This window comes from Streptomyces sp. NPDC048644, from assembly GCF_043199105.1.
In the GTDB taxonomy this organism is placed as follows: domain Bacteria; phylum Actinomycetota; class Actinomycetes; order Streptomycetales; family Streptomycetaceae; genus Streptomyces.
Genome location: NZ_JBICVO010000021.1, coordinates 1 through 18,598, shown reverse-complemented (window position 1 = coordinate 18,598; position 18,598 = coordinate 1). Strand labels below are relative to the sequence as shown.

The following is an 18,598-nucleotide window of genomic DNA, read 5'->3' as shown; positions in this document are numbered from 1 at the left end:
GGTGACCATCGAAGAAGCGCAACAAGAAATCACCACTCGAATATCCCGGGAATCTCTCGATGCGAAACCCGTGATGTTCCGGAACCTTACGAGAAATCTCTACAAGGCATCACAGGCACTCGAAAAGTCTGGAGCACTGTATGCCGGGACCTGTATCCGAGCCTACGACGGCGAACTATCGCTCGGAACCTTGCTCGTCACGGTCACGCCTTTTGAGTTCGGAGACGCAGCAGTGGCCGCAGACGGCATAGTTCGCTCCCTGACTGCCGCAAGGGGGGACTCATGGGCCGGAAGCGTGCTGGACACCCCCAACGGCCCCACAGCAGTACTTTCCGGTGTGAACAGCTTCCCCATTCCCGCCGAGAATTCCCCTTCAGATGAAGCCCTGACTCTCCCCATAGCAGAAATTCAGGCGTTCCTCCCTGTACCACAAGGGCCGGAGAACGAAGAACAGTGCCTCGTTTCCATCAATTTCACGACACCATGCGAAGACCACTGGGACGAGTACTGCTCCGACATCGTGGAAATACTGCGCAGCATGACCTTCGACCAGCCTGGCCTCGCCATACCCACAAGCGCCCATCCTGCACCCGAGAGTTCACCCGGCCTGACTTCAGCGAAACCCAATCCCATAGCATCCCATCTTGATAGCGAAAGATCGGCAACGCCTTTCGGCTAACAGTTCGCGGTCGGGCCGGAGGCCCCGCTGCCTCCGCGCAGGGGCGGGTTGGCGGTGGGGACGCGGACGGGTCTCCCGAGCCCGGGCCGGACACGCGCGTCGCGGGGCCGGGGACGACTTCGAGACGTTGTTCACCGGGTTCATGGGGCGAGGACGGTCTCGTAGTCGTAGCCGTGGTCGTCGGGGAGAAGCACCGGCCGCTGGCAACGCCGGCGTTGACGGTGTCGGCCATCAGCCCGTACTCCCGGCTCAGGTAGGCGATGGCCCGCCGCACACCGCACCGCCGCCCTGCCTTCTCCCGCAGAGCCGCAGCCGCCGAAGTACCGACGGCCGTCTCCTCGGCTTTGAACGCCTCACGCAGGGCCCGCGCGCGGCTAGCCGCGTTGGACTCACGGACCAACCACGGCCTTGCGGGCCTGAGCGTGGGTGGGGTCGAGTGCGTACTTGAACGCGCGGAGCAGCACCTCCTGCACCAACCCACCTCCTGCTCGGAACCTGCCGGGCCATCAACTCGCCTACACAGTATGGGATTCCACTGACAATCCGCCTGACCTGCGGGTTCATTCCGCATTCGGCATTCGCACCGACTTCGATGCTGCTGTCGGCTCGTTCCCCGGTCGGCGTACTCGGCATGGGCCCGCAGGCCGGCCTCGGGCGGCGGCAGCCTCGCGGCGGCCCAGCGCCGGAGTGCCCCTCAGTTCAGGGCCTGGGCTTCCCCGACTTCGGTGGCAACGTTGGATTTGCGGGTGATGTCGTCGAGATGGCCCTGCTGTCCGGCGCCGGTCCAGTGGACGGTCCAGGTGGCGGTGGCGGTGACCGGGTAGCGCTCGTGCGGCTGCCCCGCCGATGTGTGCTGGTAGAGGTGCCCGCAGTCCGGCGACACCTGCTTGCCGTAGGACGCCTTGTACGGGGTGCCGGCCCCGGAGCAGGTGACCGTCCCGCCGTCGCCCATGTCCCACACGACCCGCGAGACGGTAGCCGTCGCGGTGACGGTGACGGGTCCGGCGGAGGCGGTGGCCGTGGCCGGGCCGGTGGAGCCGCCGCGTACATCCACATGGGCATGCCCACGATGTACCGCCCGGCCGACCGCGGGCTGGCGATGTCCGGGCCATCCAGCCGCATACGGTCCACGGCCTGCTGACGGCTGGCCTCATGGTGGACCGCGTCGGTCGTTCTCGTGTCGTTCATGTGCTCACACCCCGCTTCAGTTCGGTTGTGGCGCCGGGCTCTGCTTGTGCCCGCTGGTCCGGTCCTCAACTCCGGACGGCACTCTTCCGGGTGACTGCGCGGCAGAATTCCCATCGCCGGTCATGCTAGAAATCTATTGCGGCGAGAGTAGACATGGTGGGGTTCCGGGGCTACTGTTTCTTTCGTAGCCAGGAAGTCGAAGAGGGCGCGGCAGAGATGAACTGCCGTGCAAGCAGGTCAGTAGTAGGCGGAACGGCAGTGGAGTGACGGGGCCGGGAGTGGTTGGGTCCTGTCGCTGACTGCCGGGCCGAGCGGCCCCAGGGGCCGTGAGCAGTACCCGCGGTATCCAGCAGTACAACCGAGTAACCGAATGAGGTAAGGAGCAGGCGCCATCAGGATCGCCCGGGCGAGGAAGAAGTCCGCCCGGGTACCGCAGGCCCCGGATTGGAAGGTGGTCCCCGGTCACGCAACCGCGATCCCCGCACCTCCGCCCTCCGAGGCGGACCAGCGGAAAAAGAAGGCCGGCGCAGTCAGCCGGTAGATGGTGTTGAAAGCTCGGGGCCCGGGTGCCAGTACGGCACCCGGGCCCCTCGACGCGTCCCTGAAAGAAGAGGTCTATGCCCCCTCGCAGTAACCGCCCCGCCGACAAGTTCGACGACGACGACTACCCCGCCTACACCATGGGCCGGGCCGCCGAGATGCTCGGCACCACCCCCGCCTTCCTCCGCGCCCTGGGCGAGCACCGCCTGATCACCCCCCTGCGCTCCGAAGGCGGCCACCGCCGCTACTCCCGATACCAGCTCCGCATCGCCACCCGCGCCCGCGAACTCGTCGACCAGGGCACCGCCGTCGAGGCCGCCTGCCGCATCGTCATCCTCGAAGACCAACTCGAAGAAGCCCAGCGCATCAACGAGGAACTGCGCACCCACGGCACCACCCCGTAGCGGCGATCGAGACCGGCCTGCCCGAGCCGGCCGCTGCTCCGGCACGTCCTGAGCGCCCCCGCCCGGCGGGCGGGGCCTGCCCGACGATGCGGCGGCCCCGGCAGGAGCGGCCCGTCCGCGGACAGTACGTTGGACAGGCGGGCCCGTCGCCGTCGGGCCCGCGGCGGCCCCGACCCGCACCCGGCCGAGCCGCGAACGGCCCGGTGCCGGGGCGCCGCGGCCCGCACCTCAACGTGGTGATCTGGCTACCAGAGGGCCCGACATCGTGGTCGAGATCGACTCCCGTCCCAACGCCGTGTGCGCCCAGAAGCTCGCCTTCGCCCGCGAGCCCTTTGCGCTCCTAGGATTGCGAGGGTGACGGCAAAAACCAGCGACAGCGAGAAGGCGACGGGTGCGCTGCGCGCCGGCGGCCTGGCGGCCCTCCCGACCGAAACCGCTTACGGTCTGGGCGCCAACCCCGAGGACCCCGGGCGGGCTTCAGGTCGAGGCGGCCGGTGGCGGCGTCGAAGTGGACGGGCACGACCTTGTCGATGAGGTCGGGACACAGGGTGGGCCACTGGTCGATGACAGAGCCGCCGGCCACCGCGGTCTTCCATTCCCGTTCCTCGCCGAGTTGAGTGAGAACGGAGCCGAGGCCGACCGGGTCGCGGCCGTCGCCGTAGTGGGCGCGGCGATTCCGTCGGGGCTTGGACGCTCCAGCCGCTGGAGCCTTCTTGGCGGCGGCTTTCCAGCTGGCAAGGGCCCGGCGGGCGAGGTCGGCGCCTGAAGTGCTGGAGTCGGTCATGACAGGTCGGCGTAGGCCCGACGCCTCGCCGCTGCTCATGCTTGCCCCAAGCGGTGTAGCCGAGGTCCAGGTGCCTGAGCCGGGAGAGGCGTTGCGCCTGGCCGACCAGCTGGTTGCTGAACAGGCGCCTGGCCGACGTCTCGCCGTACCGGTCGATGTGGTCGAACACGACCTGATGGTCCTTCATCGCCCGCACTCGCCATTCTCGAACCTGCTCACGGGTCAGGTCCTCGAGGACCAGCTCCTGGTCGCCGTCGACGACAGCGGTCTCCGGCTCCTGGGCGGGGACGACGGCGGCCGGACGCGGCGCAGGAATGACCGGCGCGGCCGGGGTATCGGCGTCGGCGCGGGCTTTCGAGGCGGCTTGCCGGGCCCTCACCTGCTCCCACTCACGCTCACGGGCCCACGCCCTGGCCGTCACCGTCTCGTGCAGCTGCCGGTCAGTCGCAGTACGGCGCTCCTCCTCGGAGGCCCCGGGCATCGCGGCGTCGACGGCGACCGCGACCGCGTGGCGCTGGGCACGGCGATCGGCCTGCCGGTCCTCGCAGCGCGGGCAGTCCCGGCCGGAGTCGAGCAGTGCGCCGTCGTCGCACCGAGGCTCGGCACAGGTCTGACGCTGCGGCAGGCCCCGACTTCATGGCTCCCCCTGGCGTGCGCGAGGTCCTCGCCGCGACCGCGCTGCAGGTCCGGGGCTTCCCTGCCGTCCCGCTGCCCGCCGACGGCAGGGGGAAGCGGGCCGCAGGACATGGCGTTCAGAGCCCATTGTGCGTTGAGATCTTGGTTCTGGATGTCAAGAGAATCAGGGCTACGCCCCCCCTTAAGTCATGTACGGCCGGGCTTTCCCAACTCCGGGAACGTTGTGGGCCGCAGACTGAGAGGAGAGAGCAGTGGAGCTTGCCAGTGCGGTGCTGTCCGTGATCGTGGCCCTGGTCCCCGGCTTCAAGGGGCTGATCGGCAGCATGGTGTACCGGAACAGGGCCAGAGCCAGGGCCGAGATCATCCGCGCCTGTCAAGGACCGGAGAGGCGCGCGCTCGGCAACGGCGTTGGTGGGAAGCGGGCGATGGCCGATGGCTGACGAGGAAACAGGTTCCGGGGAAAAGTTGACGGTTCTGACGGATCTGTACGCCAGCCACTGGGGGGAAATGACCGATTTGGCTCGCAAGCTGCTGAAAGGAGCTCAGATACCCAGGTCTGATGTTGAGGCCGAGGACATCGTGCAGGACGCGTTCTTCCCCGTGTACCGCACCTCCACGGTCATCCGCCAGCCTCGCGCCTATGTGCGCGAAGTGATCCGCACCAAGGTGAAGGAGCATGCCCGACGCCGCGACGACCGCCGGCGCCTGGAGGCCAAACGGACCGCCGACCCGCTGCGCTACGACGGCGCAGACGCAACGGACTTCAGCACCCTTGTCGACAACCGCGTCGTCGTGCACAGGGTGCTCGACGAGCTGCCACCTCAGCAACGCACTGCGTTGTGGGCGACCAAGGCCCTGGCCTACATTTCTGGGCGCAGGCGATCTGCCGGACCAGTCGGTCGCGTTCGGCGCGTCTCGACCGCGGGCCAGGCGGCGGACGGATACGGGCTCGACGCGCAGGCCGCGGACTGTGGACGTCGGCAGGGACGCCCACAGTCCGCCTTGAGCCGGTGGTTTCGGTCTCCAGCACCTGGACGATTCGAGCCAGGAGCTGGGCCTGGGAGCGCAGGTCGTCGCGCTCGGCGCGGACGCGCACCAGGTCCTCCTGCTGCTTGCGACCGCGGGCCCGAGCCACGGCGCTCGCGGTCCGCGGCTCGGCCTTGCCTGTTCGCGCGCGGTTGTTGTGGATGCGGTGCTCCGGGCTGAGACCAGAACACTGGAATTGGGGATCTTGCTCGCTTCGGCGCCCGCCATGCGCCTCGACTGCTATCAAGGTGGCGACCTAGGTAGGGGAGGGCGGCAGGTGAACTTCGAGTTCGTGTGCGGATGGTGCGGTGAGGAATGCGTCGTCTACGGCGAGCCGACCGGATTCTGGCGGGAGCTCTACCGCGTGCCGGATGACTGGGACTGCTGGCGGTGCGACGGAACGAACACCACACCTGACCCACCGTGGACACCAGCTGACTGACCAGTCGGCACCGAGGCAACTCCTGAGCTGTTCGGGAGCGCCCGGACCTTGTAGAGGCCACAGACGCCACCCGCACGGTGATCACGCCGTGTGCTTCAACTGCTCCATACCTGCTGAGGTCCCGTCCCGCCGGGCAGCGCGCTCGGACCGCACACAGCAGAGGGCGGCGGCTTCGCGGCGGTGCTGCCCTCCGTGCGCTGCGCAAGGCTCTTCTGGGACTTCAGCCTCGACTCCCGGACTCGGACCTTCAGAAGCGAAGCTCCTGCCGCTGGGTGAATTCTGCAGCTCGTTTCGCGTGGCGGCTCAGCTCCCGCATCGCGGCGGTCTGCCACTCCGCCGCTTCCGCGATGACCGGGTCCGCTCTCGACGGCCGGGCGGCTTGGCGGTGCGCCTCGATCCACGACGGTAGCCGCCCGGGTCAGCGCATGAAGGCGAGGCGGCTTCATGGATCGCGCACGCTCCGGCCGGGGTACGCCGTACGGTCGTCCCACGGATGGCGACCAGGCAGTGACGCCGGGTCAGGTGTAGGAGGGGATCCGAGGATGGTCAACGCCCGCACGTACCCGCTGTGGCGGGATCTCGCGATGCGCGAGGATCTCCCCAAGGAAGCGCTCAAGACGGTGATCGGGGCCTTGTGTGCCCCGGCGACGACGCCGGACGCTTTCGACGCCCAGGCCGACCGGTGGCGGGAGGAAGCCCTCAAAGCCGCGCTGCCCGCGCTGCTGGCCCGGACCTCTGCCAAGCGGCTGCGCGGCCAGCTCCTGGTGCACGCCGACGAGAAGACGCTGGCCGCTCTGGCGGCCAGCGGCACCGTGACCGCCGCCGACGTGCCGGCCATCCTGCGGCACCGCCGGGCCTGGGCCGGGCTGATCTCCGCTCTGGCACGGCACCCCGACCAGGTCGGGGCGGCCATCGCGCTCCTGCCCCGCCTGTCTGACCACGAGGTGGAACAGGTCGTCCGGGACTGGGATCCCGACCGCTACACCCGCACCAAGGGCGCCGCGTCGGTCCCGCCCGTGCCGCAGGAACTGTTCGACGCCGTCCTGGAAGCCTGCCTCACCCCGCTCGCCGCGTACCTTCTTCACCCCGAGCCCGAAGAGGGCTGGGAGGCGGTGTCCGCGTTCTCGAAGGACTGGTCGCTGGAGCTGGGCGGCCGCGCCGGCTGGGCGATGCTGACCCGGTGCCCCCAGCGGTGGGCACAGCTCACCGCGCACCCCGTGTTCGGGGCGGCTGTCCAGCACCTGCTGCTGGACCAGGCCGAGACGCAGGCCCTCGAGGACGCCCGGCTCCGCGCCGCCGCCCCGGACGGTGAGGAACTCCCCGCCGACCCGGCGCCCGCTCTCAGCGAGGAACTGCTACTCGCCTGCCTTCCGGCCTTTTGCCTGCCCGAACTGACCGACCTGCCCCACCCGCAGGTGACCGCCCGCCGGACCCTGCACCACATCGCCCACCGCGTCCGCAACAACCCGCGCCTGGCCGACCTCGCCGCCGACCAGCTGCACGCGGCCGCCGACGCACTCGTCACCCGCGGCCAGCTGCTCATCTGGACTGACAAGCAGGAGGACGACTACGACTTCGACGGCCGCATCCTCCGCCTCGCCCAGGACCTGGCCCTCCTCAGCGCCAACCCCGACCACCTCGCCGGGGCCTGTGCCCGGCTCGCCCGGCTGGATCAGCCGGCCGTCGTCTCCCCCACGCCAAACCGGACCCTGATCCGCGTCCTCGACAACGCCGACCCGGACCACGACCGCCCGGCCCGGCTCCTGGAACGCCACTCCGAACACCGCCGGGTCCAGGCCCTGGCCACCCTCGCTGCCAACCCGCACACCCCGCGCACCGCCGTCGCGGACGTCCTGAACGGGCTGCACCCCGCCGAACTGGGCTGGATCGCCGAGAAGGCCGGCGGCCCCGACTGGTTCCTGGCCGCGGCGGCTGCCGTCCCGGTACCCGAAGACGAGGATGACGGTGTGGTGCGGCTACTGGACGACGACGAACTCGGCAAGCACCCCGATCCCGCGGCCGTCCTGCAGTCCTGGCTCGACTCCCCCGCCACCGGTGAGATCCTCCCCCGCTCCGACGTCTACCACGCCGTCGTGAAGTCCCGCTACCGCACCCTGGAGCACCTGCGCCAGATCCCCGCCGACGAGGTCCTCGCCCGCCACGAACCCGAAGTCGCCCTGAAAATCCTGCTGGACCACTGCGGGCGCAGCGCGGGACGGTGGGAGGCACTCGCCGCCGCCATGACCTTCGACTACGACGACGAGAAGATCACCTTCGGTCAGCTCCTCGACTCCCTGAACTCCGCGCCCGCAAAGGCACAGACATCCTGACCGAACGCCCTGCAGGCCGCTGCGCGCGTGGTGCCAACGCACACGCAGTCCGCGAAAGTGCGGCGCCCACCGGGGCCGCGGCCCGGGGATGCTCCAGGAGGACGTAGCCGACCGCGCGTCAGGGCGATGACGTCCTCTTCCGGATCATGAGGGTCGCCATGATGCTGGCCGACGCGGAATGGAACGGCGACACCGGCATCATCCGGCTGCTGACCTGCCCCGAGCGCGGTACGGACAAGGGTGGCACCTCAGGGTCAAGGGGCCGGCCCCGCCGCCGGGCTGGTAGGTCCGGCGGCGGGGGACCGCGACCGCGCTACTTCCGGGCGCGGACGCTTGCTGCCGCGACCGCGGCCTTGATGAGTTCGGAACCTGCTTCAGCGTGGCCGGTCAGGGTGAGGACCGCGCCGGCGGTGCCGAACACCGCGGTCAGGCCGAGCGTGCTCCAGGCAAGGGCGTCGTGGGTGCGGGGGCGCTCCGCGGGGATCCGGTCCGGCGTGTGCGGCTCGGCCGGCGGCCTTCCGTGCGACTGCGGATCTTCCGGGTGGTCACGTGTTGTGGACATGGCAAGCCTTTGCTTGTTGTGCGTGCGGCAGCAGCGCGCGGTGAATGGACGATCGGAGGATGGACCGGCGGGGAGTTAGCCCCGCAAGTCCGCCGGTGGCGCCCCGGACGAGGGGGAGACTTCCGTCTGTCCAAGCTGTATTCAAGAGCTGGCGAATTTGGATTTAGAAACTGACGTCCCGCCGAATTCAGTGCTCGGGTAGGGCCTCTGAGCTGGGAACTTTCCCTTCCCCGCTCCTCGTCAACTGTTGAATGGACCCGCGAGATCTGCTACGAGTCCGCATTCGCGAGCGCTTGAACGGAGTCGGCCGCACTGCTACGCCGCCGGCCCTACCCCGCCGCCGCCTTACGTGCGCAAGTCCCCTTCTCCAGAGCCAGAACTAAGGGCGGATCACATGCCCGCAACAGGCCGAGGACTGGCCGTCCTGACGGCCGGCGTCGTCGACGCGGAGCTGGTGGACGACGACGCACCCGGCGCCGCGCCGGACGTCCACACGGACCGGGACCGGCACCTCCCCCGAGACCGTCGCCGCCATCGAGTCGAGCGCCGCCGCCTCCACCCGCCGCGCCTATCGCACGGACCGCGAGTCGTTCGTCGCCTGGTGCCTCCAGGAGGGCCGCACGGTCGTGCCGGCGTCCGGCGAGACGATGGCGGAGTGGGTGCGGCACCTGACTGTCGCCCCGCGGCCGCGCACGAACCAGACGGCCGGGCCGTCGACCATCGAGCGCGCCATGTCCGCCGTGACCACCTGGCACCTGGGCCACCCGAAGCCGAACATGCGCGGCGCCCGCGCCGTCCTGAACGCCTACCGCGACCGGCTCGCCGAACAGAAGGCGGCAGCCGCACAGCCGCGGCAGGCGACCGCGGCCCTGCCGACGCAGATCCGCGCCATGCTCACCGGCGTCGACCGGACCCCCCTCGCCGGTAAGCGCAACGCCACCCTGGTGCTGCTCGGCTTCGCCACGGCAGCCCGCGTCTCCGAGGTCGTCGCCCTCGACATCGCCGCCGTCACCGAGGCCGAGCACGGCTACGACGTGGCCGTGTACCGCAAGAAGGTCCGCAAGCACACCACGAACGCCGTGCTCTACGGCTCCGACCCCGCCACGTGCCCGGTCCGTGCGCTGCGTGCCTACCTCGCGGCACTCGCGGACGCCGGACGCACCGAGGGCCCGCTGTTCGTCCGCGTCGACCGCTGGGACCGCCTCGCCCCGCCGATGACCCGTCACGGCCATCCCGCACCCGCAGGGTTCGATTCTCGATCGCCCCGGAGGGCGATCGCCAGTATGGGGGCCAGCTTCCCCATGCCGCCCATTCAGAAGTTGCGATTCTCGATCGCCCCGGAGGGCGATCGCCAGACCCGCCTGCTCTGTATCCCTGACCGGAGGTCATTCATGTTGCGATTCTCGATCGCCCCGGAGGGCGATCGCCAGCCCGTCTGAACAGGGCGCATCACCTAACGTAGCGCCTCATCGCCTGCTTCGATGAGGACGTAACAGACGAAAGCGGATGTTTTGCTTCGGTGCGATCCGCGTGTCGCGTGTTCACTTGAGGTTCCGAAGTGCGAGCACAGCAACGGGATTCAGAGGACCACGTCTTCGCGGTGAGGTTGGACGTTGGCGATGCCTCGTGTGTGGACTTCGTTGAAGCCATTGCGGGGGAGCCGGTAGATGCGGACGCTGTCGGAGTCGGCGTTGATGATCTGATCGATGCGGTCAAGGAGTCTGAGGAGATCCTTGTCGTCGGCGACGATCTCGAAGACCGACTTCTGAACGCGAAGTCCGTGGCCTTCACAGAGTTTCGCGACTTTGCGTAGCCGGCGTCGGCCTTCAGGGGTCGTGGTGTCAACGTCGTAGGTCAGCAGGAGGTCCATCAGCCGGCGGTCCAGGGCAGGTAGCCGGGGAGCTCTCCGCGCAAGTGCCTGGCGAGGAGCCGAGCTTGGACGACGGGCAGGAGTCCGGCTGGTACGTCTCTGCCGGCGAGCGCATGGGGCCATGGTTGAAGTTTCCACTCCTGCCAGGCGCTGATGACGGCCTTCCGCCCGTCTTCGGTGAGGCGGACAGCGCCTCCGGCGAGATAATCGAAGTGTTCGGCGCGAAGTTGGCGGCGGTTGAGGAGGGTGAGCGCGAAGCGGTCGCCGAGGACGGGGCGGAACTCTTCCATCAGGTCGAGGCTGAGAGCGGGTTTGGCGGGGCGCAGGCCGTGGAGGTAGCCGATGTAGGGGTCGAGGCCGATCTGTTCGGCGGCGCCGTGGACGAGGCCACGGAGCAGTCCGTAGGCGAAGGACATCAGTGCGTTGACGGGGTCGGTGGGGGGTCGGCGGTTGCGGTGGGTGAAGGGTGGGATGCCGTCGGTGGGGCGGAAGGCGTGCTGGAGTGCGGCGAAGTAGTCACGGGCTGCGTTGCCTTCGATGCCCATGAGGATGTCGAGGGATTCGGCTGTGGCGGTCGCTGTGAGCGAGTCGGCGAGGGCGCCTGCCGCGGTGCGTAAGTGTTCGCGGGGGCTGGGGGCGGCATCGCGTGCGGCGCGCAAGAGGATCCAGCGACTGTTGCGGATCTTTCCGGCGACCATGTTGCGGGCGATGGCGAGGCGGACGTCGGGGTGGTCGTGCATTTGGTGCTGGGCGTGGCGGAGGAGGACGTTGCCGCGTGTGGCGCCGTCAAGGCGGGCGAGGTAGCGGCCGCTTCTGCTCATCCAGGTGATGGGACGGGCATCTTGTGCGCAGCGGGTGATGAGTTCGGTGGAGAGGTTGATGTGTCCGTAGAGGACGATGCCGTCGAGTCGGCGCAGGGGCAGTGTCTTGCGTCCGGGGGTGTCGGGGAGGTGGACACGGAGTGTGTCGTGTTCCAGGCGTAGGGCGGTGCCTTGGGTTTGGACGTAGAGGGTGTTGAGGAGTTCGGTCGTCACGCGTCCTCCGTGGGGTGGTGGGTGCGGTAGAGGTCGGTGAGGGCTTGTTGGTAGCGGCGGGTGCCGGTGAGGAGTTTGGGCATGCAGCTGGTGGCCATGGAGCAGTTGCGGCAGCGTGCGTCCGCCACGGGTGGGGGCAGGTGCGCGGTGGTGAGCAGGGCGCGTACGGTGCCGGCCAGTTCCACGACGCGCGCGCGGAGGGTGTTGTCGACGGTGATGGGGTGGCGTTTGCGGTCGGCGGTGGAGTAGACGGCGGCTTCGGGTACGGGGCGGCGGAACATCTCTTCGAGGCACATGGCTTGTGCGGCGGCTTGGATGTCGGCGGGCCCGCCGGGGTGGTAGCGGCCGGATTTGTGCTCGATGGGCAGGATGCGGCCGTCGGCGTGGAGTTCGACGGTGTCGCAGATGCCGGTCAGGCCGTAGTGGTCGTGCCAGACGGGTAGGGCGTGCAGGGTGCGTATGGTGTGGCGGCCGCGGTTGCCCGGGGTGTCGACCCGCTGGTGCAGGAGGGTGCCGCGGACGGTGGCGGCGTCGTCCTCGAAGGCGTCCTCCAGGAGGATGAGGCCGCACTGGCGGGGGCAGTAGGCGTAGTGCTCCAGGGCGGAGAGAGAAACCTGGACGAGGTCGCTCTCTCCGCCCTGCTTGGTGATCTGGGTCATCCGATGAGGGTGGTGAGGGTGATGCCTTCCGGCAGGGCGGCTTCGTTGACGTCTACCTGGTAGTCGCTGAACGCGCGGGCGGTGGCGTCGCCGGGGCCCTTGACGGTGATGCGGTCCAGGAGCTCGCGGGCGGGTTTGTTGCCGTATTTGTCGTTGTGGGTGAAGACGTAGAGGCCACGGAGGTTGAGTTCCCCGCGGGCGGCTGCCCGGTCGTGGTCGAACATGAGGGTGAAGGCTCGCCAGAACATGGCGAGGTCGTCGCTGGTGACGCCGGTGCGGGAGGCCAGGGGGGCGCTGAAGTGTCCTTCGCCGCGGTAGAGGCCGTAGGGGACGATGTGCTTGGTGCCCATCTCGGTGGCTTTGCCGGTGTCGACGTCTTCCTGCTTGGTGGGGGTGACGCGGGTGATGCCGTATTCGAGGGGGGTGACGGGGTCGATGGAGCGGGAGAAGGTGAGCTGGACGGGTCCGCGGACGCGGCCTGCCTGGCGGTCCTTCTTGCCGGTGGTCATCACGGCGCCGAACATGCGGATGTCGAAGAAGGTCTGGCACATCCACTGCTGGGCGTCGAGTTGGCTGGCCTTGTCTCCGAGAGTATCGGGTGCGTAGGCGCGCTCGTGCTGGGCATTGAGGGCGACGCCAGCTTCGACGTAGATGTCGTAACCGGGCTTGTTGCCCTCTTCGTTGAGGAGGGAGACGGTGTCGCGGAGCTTGCGCTTGAGGGCGACATCGGTGATCAGGCCCTGGCCGGAGACAGGGTCGGTGCGGGGCATGCCGCCTGCGTCGGGGTCTCCGTTGGGGTTGCTGTCGCGAGCCTCGATCAGGTACACGAAGTCGATCTTGCGGGTGGGGTCGAGGTGCGGCGCGCTCACGGAATGGTTCTCCTCATTACGGTCGTGGTCTGTTTCATCCCGCTCGGGCTGACGCCTGCGGGCAGGTGGTGCGGTGGCTCAGGCGGCCGGGTCCTCGGGATCGTCCGGCGTGTCGTCGTCGCCTTCCTGGGCCTTCTTGTGGGCGGCGCGGGCCGCGTTGTCGGCGGCGCGCTGTTGTTCGTAGCCGAGGACGAACCATGCCTTCTGGTCGGTGGTGAGCAGCGTCGGGATGCCCTTGTCGAGCTCGGCAAGGGCGGCGAATGCGTCGGACAGGCGGGCGTCCAGGGCGAAGTGGGTGCCGCGTTTGTCGCGGCGCAGCCGCTTGAGGTGGCCTTTGGCGCCGGCGTGGAGGTTGGTCAGCACGGAGGCGGGCGCGGTCATCGCGGTGCCGAAGTACTTGTCGCCGATGGTGGTGTTGATGTCGGGCAGCGCGGCGCGCTGGATCGCTTCGAGGACGGCGAAGGCGCGTCCGCACAGGTAGCCGGGTTCGTTGTTCTGGCCGTCGAGTTGGGGTGCGGGGCCGGTCACCTGGTGGTCCTTCCGGTTCGGGTGGAGGGCGAGGCGGAGCAGGGCGGTGCGGGGGTGGTCGACGCGCCGGTCGGCGCGGATGCGCTGCAGCAGGTGGGGCAGGAGGCGGGCGGGTGCGGGGCCGCGGGTGAGGGCGGCGTGCAGTAGCTCGGCCTCCAGGCCCTTGGGGGCGCTGCGGGCGACGTACCGGCCGGCCTTGGCGTCCCAGCGTCCGGTGGCGAGTGCCAGGTGCCACAGCGGCAGGCGGCGGTACGTGTCCTCCCAGCCGTCGTAGACCTGGTGGTGTGCGAACCAGGCGCCGAGGTGGTTGCGCAGGCGGCCGACGGGGATGTCGAGCCAGTCCGACACCACTGCGCGGGCGTTGTTCAGCCCGAGCGTGAGCGCGTAGTAGGCGGTGGGGTCCAGGCGTTCGGCGGCGACCGGGTCAGGGCATGTGTGCAGGGCGTCGAGCAGCTTGGCGACGTGTTCCTCGGTCGGGGTGTCCAGCGACTCGAAGAGGTCGTCGGCGGGTTCCTTGGTCCACCACACGGTCACCGCGTCGCTGCCGCGGCGGCGGTGGGTGTTGGTGGCGAGGAGCAGGTTGAGGGCGGCCATGGCGCGGCTGCCGCAGCGCTCGCAGACGGGTGTGTTCACCAGTTGCAGGGAGCCGCCGCGTCCTTGTGCCGCGGCGTTGATGCTGACCAGCTGGGAGTCGCGCCCCAGACCGCTGGTGGGGATCGCTCCGGACTTGATGCTCTCGGGGATCGTGTCCAGCAGGTCCCCGTGCTCCCCGCACACCAGGCACAGTCCGCTGAAGCCGCTGCCGGACTTGCGGGCGCGCACCGTGGCTGCCCAGGCAGTGTGCGCGGTGGGCAGTTCGTGGAGCCAGGTTCCGTCGTGGGCCATCAGAGCGACGGTGTCGGCGGCGGTGATGCCTTCAGGAACGGGCACACGGTCCAGGCCACCGCCGGTGACGAAGGCCCGCACGCTCGTGGCGTAGGGATCGTCCGGGGCACTCTGGGCCCAGGACAGCAGCAGGTCGGTGTATTCGGCCTGGCGGCGCAGGGCTTCCTGCGTGGCCGTCTCGCTCGCGGTCCCGTCCGGGCCGGTCTTCGCGACCGCCAGAACGTACTGGGCGGTGTCGACCATCAGGTTCGGCGGCGGCCTCGTGCCGCATCGGTAGGCGTAGGGCGCCTCCCGCTGCAGCGGCTTGTCCTTCGACCCCTTGGCGGGGCGGCGGTCGTCGAGACGCGCGGTCGTCCCGTCAGCACTGATCCGCAGCACCCACTGGATCTTCTTCGGACGGTAGTAAGCGGGCGGAAGTTCACCGTCGGCCTCGGCCCGTCCGGCAACTTCGGTCAGGCGTTGGAGCAGCATCGGCGCCTCACCCCGCCTGGTCCCGGTCGGCGCGCCAGCCGGAGCCGGCAGGCATGGCCACCTCGCTCGCACCCAAGGGCCGCTTCGGCACCCCCAGGACCCCCTGGCGCAGCTGGGCGTGGAACCAGCGGTACTGCTCGCCCCCGGAGGCCGGGTAGACGATGGAGTGCAGCATCACGCCCAGGTCCTCGTCCCGGCAGATGGGCGTGGCATCGGTCTGCGGGCCGAAGGAGGCACTGAACTCGCGGCAGCCGAGGAACGGCTGGGCGAAGCAGGCGCCCTTGTCCACGCGGCGGCGTAGCTGCTCCCGGTACTTCTCCTCGCGCTGGCCGTGGCCGCGTTCGGTCAAGATGATCTGGGCGCGGATGCGGTAGTGCACATCACGTAACAGCATGCTGTTGCGCTGGTCCCGGTCCGTCTCGACGTCGTACCGGCGGCCGGGATTCTTGCGCAGGGCCGCGACCTCGCCGACCGTGATCACGGATTTGACTTCGTTGCGCCGGATCGAAGTCCACTCGATCGGTGCCAGGACCTCGACCGCCCGCACCACGTACTGGAACTCCGGCTTCCAGAAGATGGCCGCCAAGACCCCGGACGCCGCGGAGGGGCTCATCACCGGATACGAAACCCGTTCCACCTTCAGCTCCGGCCGAGTGAAGCAGGCCAGCGGACCGGCCACCTCCACCACCAGGTCCGGAAACACCCAGCCGTCGTTCCCCCGCCGCTCAACTTGCCTATGGAGAACGGTCTTTCGCGATGCCAACCCGCACAACCCCTTCCTCGTCTCCCCAACTGGCCGCAGATACTGCTGCGTTGCCGACCCATGCAGCGATGCCAGTGGGTGCACACACTAGGTGCGCCCACTGACAATTACCGCTGACCTGCTGGTTAGCCCACGATCAGGCGAATCCGCAGCAAGCCGCAGCGCGCCAGGATGACGACGATGACGAGCACAACCCCCGCCGTCGTCCCGGGCGCCGCCATAGCTTCGGGATCGAGGTACATCCGCACCACCACCTTCTTCATGACCCTTTCTGGCTTGAAGAACCGATGTGTCGGGAGACATGGGGGTAGCCGCTACTGGAATCGCCGCGGACGGGCTGGACTTACGCACATCACAGTAGGGAGCAGACGGCAACGAGCGGGGCCCAGGAGCGCATGCTCCTGGGCCCCGCTTCGACCTGGCCAGGCACAGCCAGAACAGATTCATGTTGCGATTCCCGGCCCTGCCGTGCGCCGTCCGCTCGGCGGGGCCGCCACGTGGCCTGAGAGGCCGCCGGACCATGGTGGCGCGCCCAGGGGCCGGCGGGACGGCGCGTCAGCCCTAGAGGTTGAAAGCGCCGCGGTCCTCCGGGGCGTCCGGGTCCAGGCCGCGCTGTTCGTGGTAGGCCCCTTGCCACCCGATGAGGTCCCCGGTGACCGGCTGGGCGAGGTTGGACCGTAAGGCCGCCTCCGCCTCCCCGCGTGGCAGGGAGGCGGTGTGCTGCTGCAAGCCGCGCAGGACCTCAGGCCCGCACGGACGGACCGGGTCACGCAGCTGGGCGATGGCCGCCTCGATGGCGTCCCGGTCTTCTTCCCGTCGGATGACGACCGCGGGGACGCTGTGGCCGTCTTCGATCATCTGGAAGGCATCGTTGACCGCGGGGAAGTCCAGGCGTCTGCGCAGCGCCTCGATTTCCTCTCCCAGTTCGTTCTGCAGGGCGAAGCGGACCGGGTAGTACCGGTCCAGTGCCTCAAGGTCGTCGGGCCGGGCGAGGTCTGGGCCGAACTCGGAGTCGCTGGCCTGCAGGGCCGCCCGGTACTCGGTACCGCGGGGCTGACCACCGTCTGCGGCACGGAAGATGACCACCGTGCCGCTGTCCAGACGCCCGTCACGGTTGCAGCGGCCGGCTGCCTGCTGCATCGACTCCGCCGGCGCCCACGCCCGGTACACGCGCGGGAAGTCGAGATCCACACCAGCTTCGATCAGGCTCGTCGACACCAACTGCACCGGCTCGCCGTCGGCGAGCAACTCCTTTACCCGGGCGAGGACTTCACGGCGGTGCGCTCCCGTCATCCTCGTCGACAGGTGCCACACCTCTCCCAGCTCCGTGCACTGTTCGACGTGGCGGTGGAGGCGGGCCGCGTCCTTGGTGGTACCAGCCACGATCAGCGTCTGCCGGTGCCGCGCCGCCTCGGCGGCGATGCTCTCCAGCGTGACGTCCTCACCCGTGCGCCACTCGTAGTCGACCCGGCGCAGCTCGGTGAACAGGACGGAGGGATCCTCCACAATGGCCCGCCGCTCCAGGCCCTGCCAGCGAGGCAGTTCCCAAAACGACGGCTGGGTGGCCGACGCCAGCAAGACCGTGACGCCGTACTGCTCGGCCAGCCCGCGCAGCACGCTCAGGATCGGAGTGAGCAGGCGGTCCGGCAGAGCCTGGACCTCGTCCAGCACAATCACCGAGCCTGCCAGGTTGTGCAGACGGCGCATCTGCGCCGGCCTACGAGAGAACAGCGACTCGAACAAACGCACCGTGGTGGTGACGACGAACGGCGCGTCCCAGTTCTCCGCCGCCAACCGGGCGGCATGCATACGCCGCTCCCACTCCTCCCGCTGCTGGACGGACATACCGTCCAGCGGCGCCTTCGCATCGAGATCCACCCCGCTGTGGTGTTCCAGCACCACCGCCTCCTCCCCCGAGCCGGGATCGGGATCCAACAACTGCCGGTAGACCGCGGCATTCTGCTCCGTGATGGAGACGTACGGCACGGCAAGAACCACACGACGCATCCCGTGCGCCGCCGCATGCCGCAGAGCGAACCCACCAGCAGCCAGCGTCTTCGCCCCGCCCGTGGGCACATGCAGTACGTACACGCCCGGCTCCCCCGAAGCCGCGGCACACGCCTGCTCATACACCGACTGCCGCACCGCATCCACCGAAGACGGCTCCCGCCCGGCCAGCATCTTCGCCCGCCGCAACTCGTACCGTTCCACCAGCGAGCCCATGTCCGCAGGCTCGCGCAAGCGCACCGCGGTGTCCTCGAAGTGCGCGGACGTGTCCAGGAAGTCCGCGTCCACCACACAGCTGAACAGCATCCGCAGCAACAGATCCAGCCCCAGCCGCCCCTCCGACCTGGGCAGCCCCCGCAACCACGCCGGCACCGCAGGACGCTTCTCCGGATGGATCCCCGGAACCGCCCCTTCCACCGCGCGGATCGCTTCCTCCACGAGCGGAGCGTGCTCCCCTCCGGGCCGCGCCTTCACCAACTCGGTCCGCAGCTTGTCCATATCCGGCAGCCCCCCATGATGACCGAAGACCACCGCACCGAACGCCAACTGCGTGTACCGCTCAGCAAGCACCGTCCCCGCATGCTTATGCGGCAGGCCAACCCGGCCACCACCACGCCGCTCCGCCTCCCGAAGCCCGCCCTGCCACGCACAACTGCCCTTGCCCACATCGTGGATCAACGCAAGATACGCAGCCAGCTCACCCGCCCCGAACACCTCACCGAATTGCCGCGCCAACGCAGCCGAACCCCGGAGATGATCCGCCAGCGAATGACGCACCCCACCCCAATTGACACTGTGCGCAACCAAGACACTCACGGACACAACCCCCTAGGGCGTGTTTGAGATGTGGTCACAGTGCCTGCCGTATCAAGGTGAGTTGGACGGTGGCCTCGTAGCGGACGGCGAGCTTGTCGTATCGAG

At 69.1% G+C, this 18,598-nt stretch carries 18 protein-coding genes and 1 pseudogene; 8 read left to right on the top strand and 11 right to left on the bottom strand.

Annotated elements, in window-relative coordinates; translation table 11 throughout:
• The first annotated feature begins 1 nt into the window (after position 1).
• Positions 2-679 carry a hypothetical protein gene (locus ACGFNI_RS32335; RefSeq protein WP_393688770.1) on the top strand — a complete coding sequence of 226 codons (678 nt, stop codon included), beginning with the start codon at positions 2-4 and terminating at the stop codon, positions 677-679.
• 694 nt (positions 680-1,373) lie between these two features.
• Here ACGFNI_RS32335 and ACGFNI_RS32330 read toward each other — a convergent pair.
• Positions 1,374-1,733 (bottom strand): hypothetical protein, encoded by a 360-nt coding sequence (locus ACGFNI_RS32330; protein ID WP_393688768.1) that lies wholly within the window; start codon positions 1,731-1,733, stop codon positions 1,374-1,376.
• 751 nt (positions 1,734-2,484) lie between these two features.
• Here ACGFNI_RS32330 and ACGFNI_RS32325 point away from each other — a divergent pair.
• From ACGFNI_RS32325 to ACGFNI_RS32300, 6 genes and pseudogenes are all read left to right on the top strand, one after another.
• Positions 2,485-2,811 (top strand): MerR family transcriptional regulator, encoded by a 327-nt coding sequence (locus tag ACGFNI_RS32325; RefSeq protein WP_393688766.1) that lies wholly within the window; start codon positions 2,485-2,487, stop codon positions 2,809-2,811.
• 354 nt (positions 2,812-3,165) lie between these two features.
• Positions 3,166-3,279: pseudogene (locus tag ACGFNI_RS32320) on the top strand (translation factor Sua5); the annotation flags it as partial.
• Between the two features lie 145 nt (positions 3,280-3,424).
• The gene (locus ACGFNI_RS32315) at positions 3,425-3,577 is read left to right on the top strand and encodes a hypothetical protein (protein WP_393688764.1); all 153 of its coding nucleotides are present in this window, start codon (positions 3,425-3,427) and stop codon (positions 3,575-3,577) included.
• A 905-nt stretch (positions 3,578-4,482) separates the two neighbouring features.
• Positions 4,483-4,671: a hypothetical protein gene (locus ACGFNI_RS32310; protein WP_393688762.1), complete on the top strand. Its 189-nt coding sequence runs from the start codon at positions 4,483-4,485 to the stop codon at positions 4,669-4,671.
• 863 nt (positions 4,672-5,534) lie between these two features.
• The gene (locus tag ACGFNI_RS32305; RefSeq protein WP_393688760.1) at positions 5,535-5,699 is read left to right on the top strand and encodes a hypothetical protein; all 165 of its coding nucleotides are present in this window, start codon (positions 5,535-5,537) and stop codon (positions 5,697-5,699) included.
• 542 nt (positions 5,700-6,241) lie between these two features.
• On the top strand, positions 6,242-8,029 hold the full coding sequence (locus ACGFNI_RS32300) for a hypothetical protein (protein ID WP_393688758.1): 1,788 nt from the start codon (positions 6,242-6,244) through the stop codon (positions 8,027-8,029).
• A 313-nt stretch (positions 8,030-8,342) separates the two neighbouring features.
• Here ACGFNI_RS32300 and ACGFNI_RS32295 read toward each other — a convergent pair whose 3' ends face one another.
• Both ACGFNI_RS32295 and ACGFNI_RS32290 read right to left on the bottom strand, forming a co-directional pair.
• Entirely contained in the window at positions 8,343-8,591 is a 249-nt protein-coding gene (locus ACGFNI_RS32295; RefSeq protein WP_393688756.1) for a hypothetical protein, read from the bottom strand.
• Positions 8,592-8,970: 379 nt separating this feature from the next.
• Complete coding sequence (locus ACGFNI_RS32290; protein WP_393688754.1) at positions 8,971-9,150, bottom strand: hypothetical protein; 180 nt, start codon at positions 9,148-9,150, stop codon at positions 8,971-8,973.
• Positions 9,151-9,217: 67 nt separating this feature from the next.
• On the opposite strand from ACGFNI_RS32290, the gene ACGFNI_RS32285 reads away from it, so the two are divergent.
• On the top strand, positions 9,218-10,030 hold the full coding sequence (locus ACGFNI_RS32285) for a hypothetical protein (RefSeq protein ID WP_393688753.1): 813 nt from the start codon (positions 9,218-9,220) through the stop codon (positions 10,028-10,030).
• Between the two features lie 140 nt (positions 10,031-10,170).
• On the opposite strand, the gene cas2 is transcribed toward ACGFNI_RS32285, so the two are convergent.
• The 8 genes from cas2 to ACGFNI_RS32245 all read right to left on the bottom strand — a co-directional run bounded on the left by cas2 (position 10,171) and on the right by ACGFNI_RS32245 (position 18,493).
• Positions 10,171-10,461, bottom strand: coding sequence for a CRISPR-associated endonuclease Cas2 (gene cas2 / locus ACGFNI_RS32280; protein ID WP_393688751.1), 291 nt, complete (start codon positions 10,459-10,461; stop codon positions 10,171-10,173).
• Positions 10,461-11,495 carry a type I-C CRISPR-associated endonuclease Cas1c gene (gene cas1c, locus ACGFNI_RS32275; protein ID WP_393688749.1) on the bottom strand — a complete coding sequence of 345 codons (1,035 nt, stop codon included), beginning with the start codon at positions 11,493-11,495 and terminating at the stop codon, positions 10,461-10,463. Before cas1c ends, cas2 begins: the two co-directional genes overlap by 1 nt.
• Positions 11,492-12,154 carry a CRISPR-associated protein Cas4 gene (gene cas4, locus ACGFNI_RS32270; RefSeq protein WP_393688747.1) on the bottom strand — a complete coding sequence of 221 codons (663 nt, stop codon included), beginning with the start codon at positions 12,152-12,154 and terminating at the stop codon, positions 11,492-11,494. The genes cas1c and cas4 overlap by 4 nt, the downstream gene beginning before the upstream one ends.
• Positions 12,151-13,023: a type I-C CRISPR-associated protein Cas7/Csd2 gene (gene cas7c, locus ACGFNI_RS32265; protein ID WP_393688745.1), complete on the bottom strand. Its 873-nt coding sequence runs from the start codon at positions 13,021-13,023 to the stop codon at positions 12,151-12,153. The genes cas4 and cas7c overlap by 4 nt, the downstream gene beginning before the upstream one ends.
• A gap of 78 nt (positions 13,024-13,101) precedes the next feature.
• A complete protein-coding gene (gene cas8c / locus ACGFNI_RS32260) occupies positions 13,102-14,907 on the bottom strand; it encodes a type I-C CRISPR-associated protein Cas8c/Csd1 (protein WP_393688744.1) in 1,806 nt (601 codons plus the stop codon).
• 7 nt (positions 14,908-14,914) lie between these two features.
• A complete protein-coding gene (gene cas5c / locus ACGFNI_RS32255; protein ID WP_393688742.1) occupies positions 14,915-15,610 on the bottom strand; it encodes a type I-C CRISPR-associated protein Cas5c in 696 nt (231 codons plus the stop codon).
• A gap of 185 nt (positions 15,611-15,795) precedes the next feature.
• Entirely contained in the window at positions 15,796-15,933 is a 138-nt protein-coding gene (locus tag ACGFNI_RS32250) for a hypothetical protein (RefSeq protein ID WP_393688740.1), read from the bottom strand.
• 298 nt (positions 15,934-16,231) lie between these two features.
• Positions 16,232-18,493: a CRISPR-associated endonuclease Cas3'' gene (locus tag ACGFNI_RS32245; RefSeq protein ID WP_393688738.1), complete on the bottom strand. Its 2,262-nt coding sequence runs from the start codon at positions 18,491-18,493 to the stop codon at positions 16,232-16,234.
• Positions 18,494-18,598 lie beyond the last annotated feature (105 nt).

Bases quoted from the DNA above. Each gene is read 5' to 3' on its own strand.
- cas4 (WP_393688747.1), bottom strand. From the start codon at position 12,154: ATGACCCAGATCACCAAGCAGGGCGGAGAGAGCGACCTCGTCCAGGTT.
- ACGFNI_RS32295 (WP_393688756.1), bottom strand. From the start codon at position 8,591: ATGTCCACAACACGTGACCACCCGGAAGATCCGCAGTCGCACGGAAGG.
- ACGFNI_RS32250 (WP_393688740.1), bottom strand. From the start codon at position 15,933: ATGAAGAAGGTGGTGGTGCGGATGTACCTCGATCCCGAAGCTATGGCG.
- cas8c (WP_393688744.1), bottom strand. From the start codon at position 14,907: ATGCTGCTCCAACGCCTGACCGAAGTTGCCGGACGGGCCGAGGCCGAC.
- ACGFNI_RS32300 (WP_393688758.1), top strand. From the start codon at position 6,242: ATGGTCAACGCCCGCACGTACCCGCTGTGGCGGGATCTCGCGATGCGC.
- cas2 (WP_393688751.1), bottom strand. From the start codon at position 10,461: ATGGACCTCCTGCTGACCTACGACGTTGACACCACGACCCCTGAAGGC.
- ACGFNI_RS32325 (WP_393688766.1), top strand. From the start codon at position 2,485: ATGCCCCCTCGCAGTAACCGCCCCGCCGACAAGTTCGACGACGACGAC.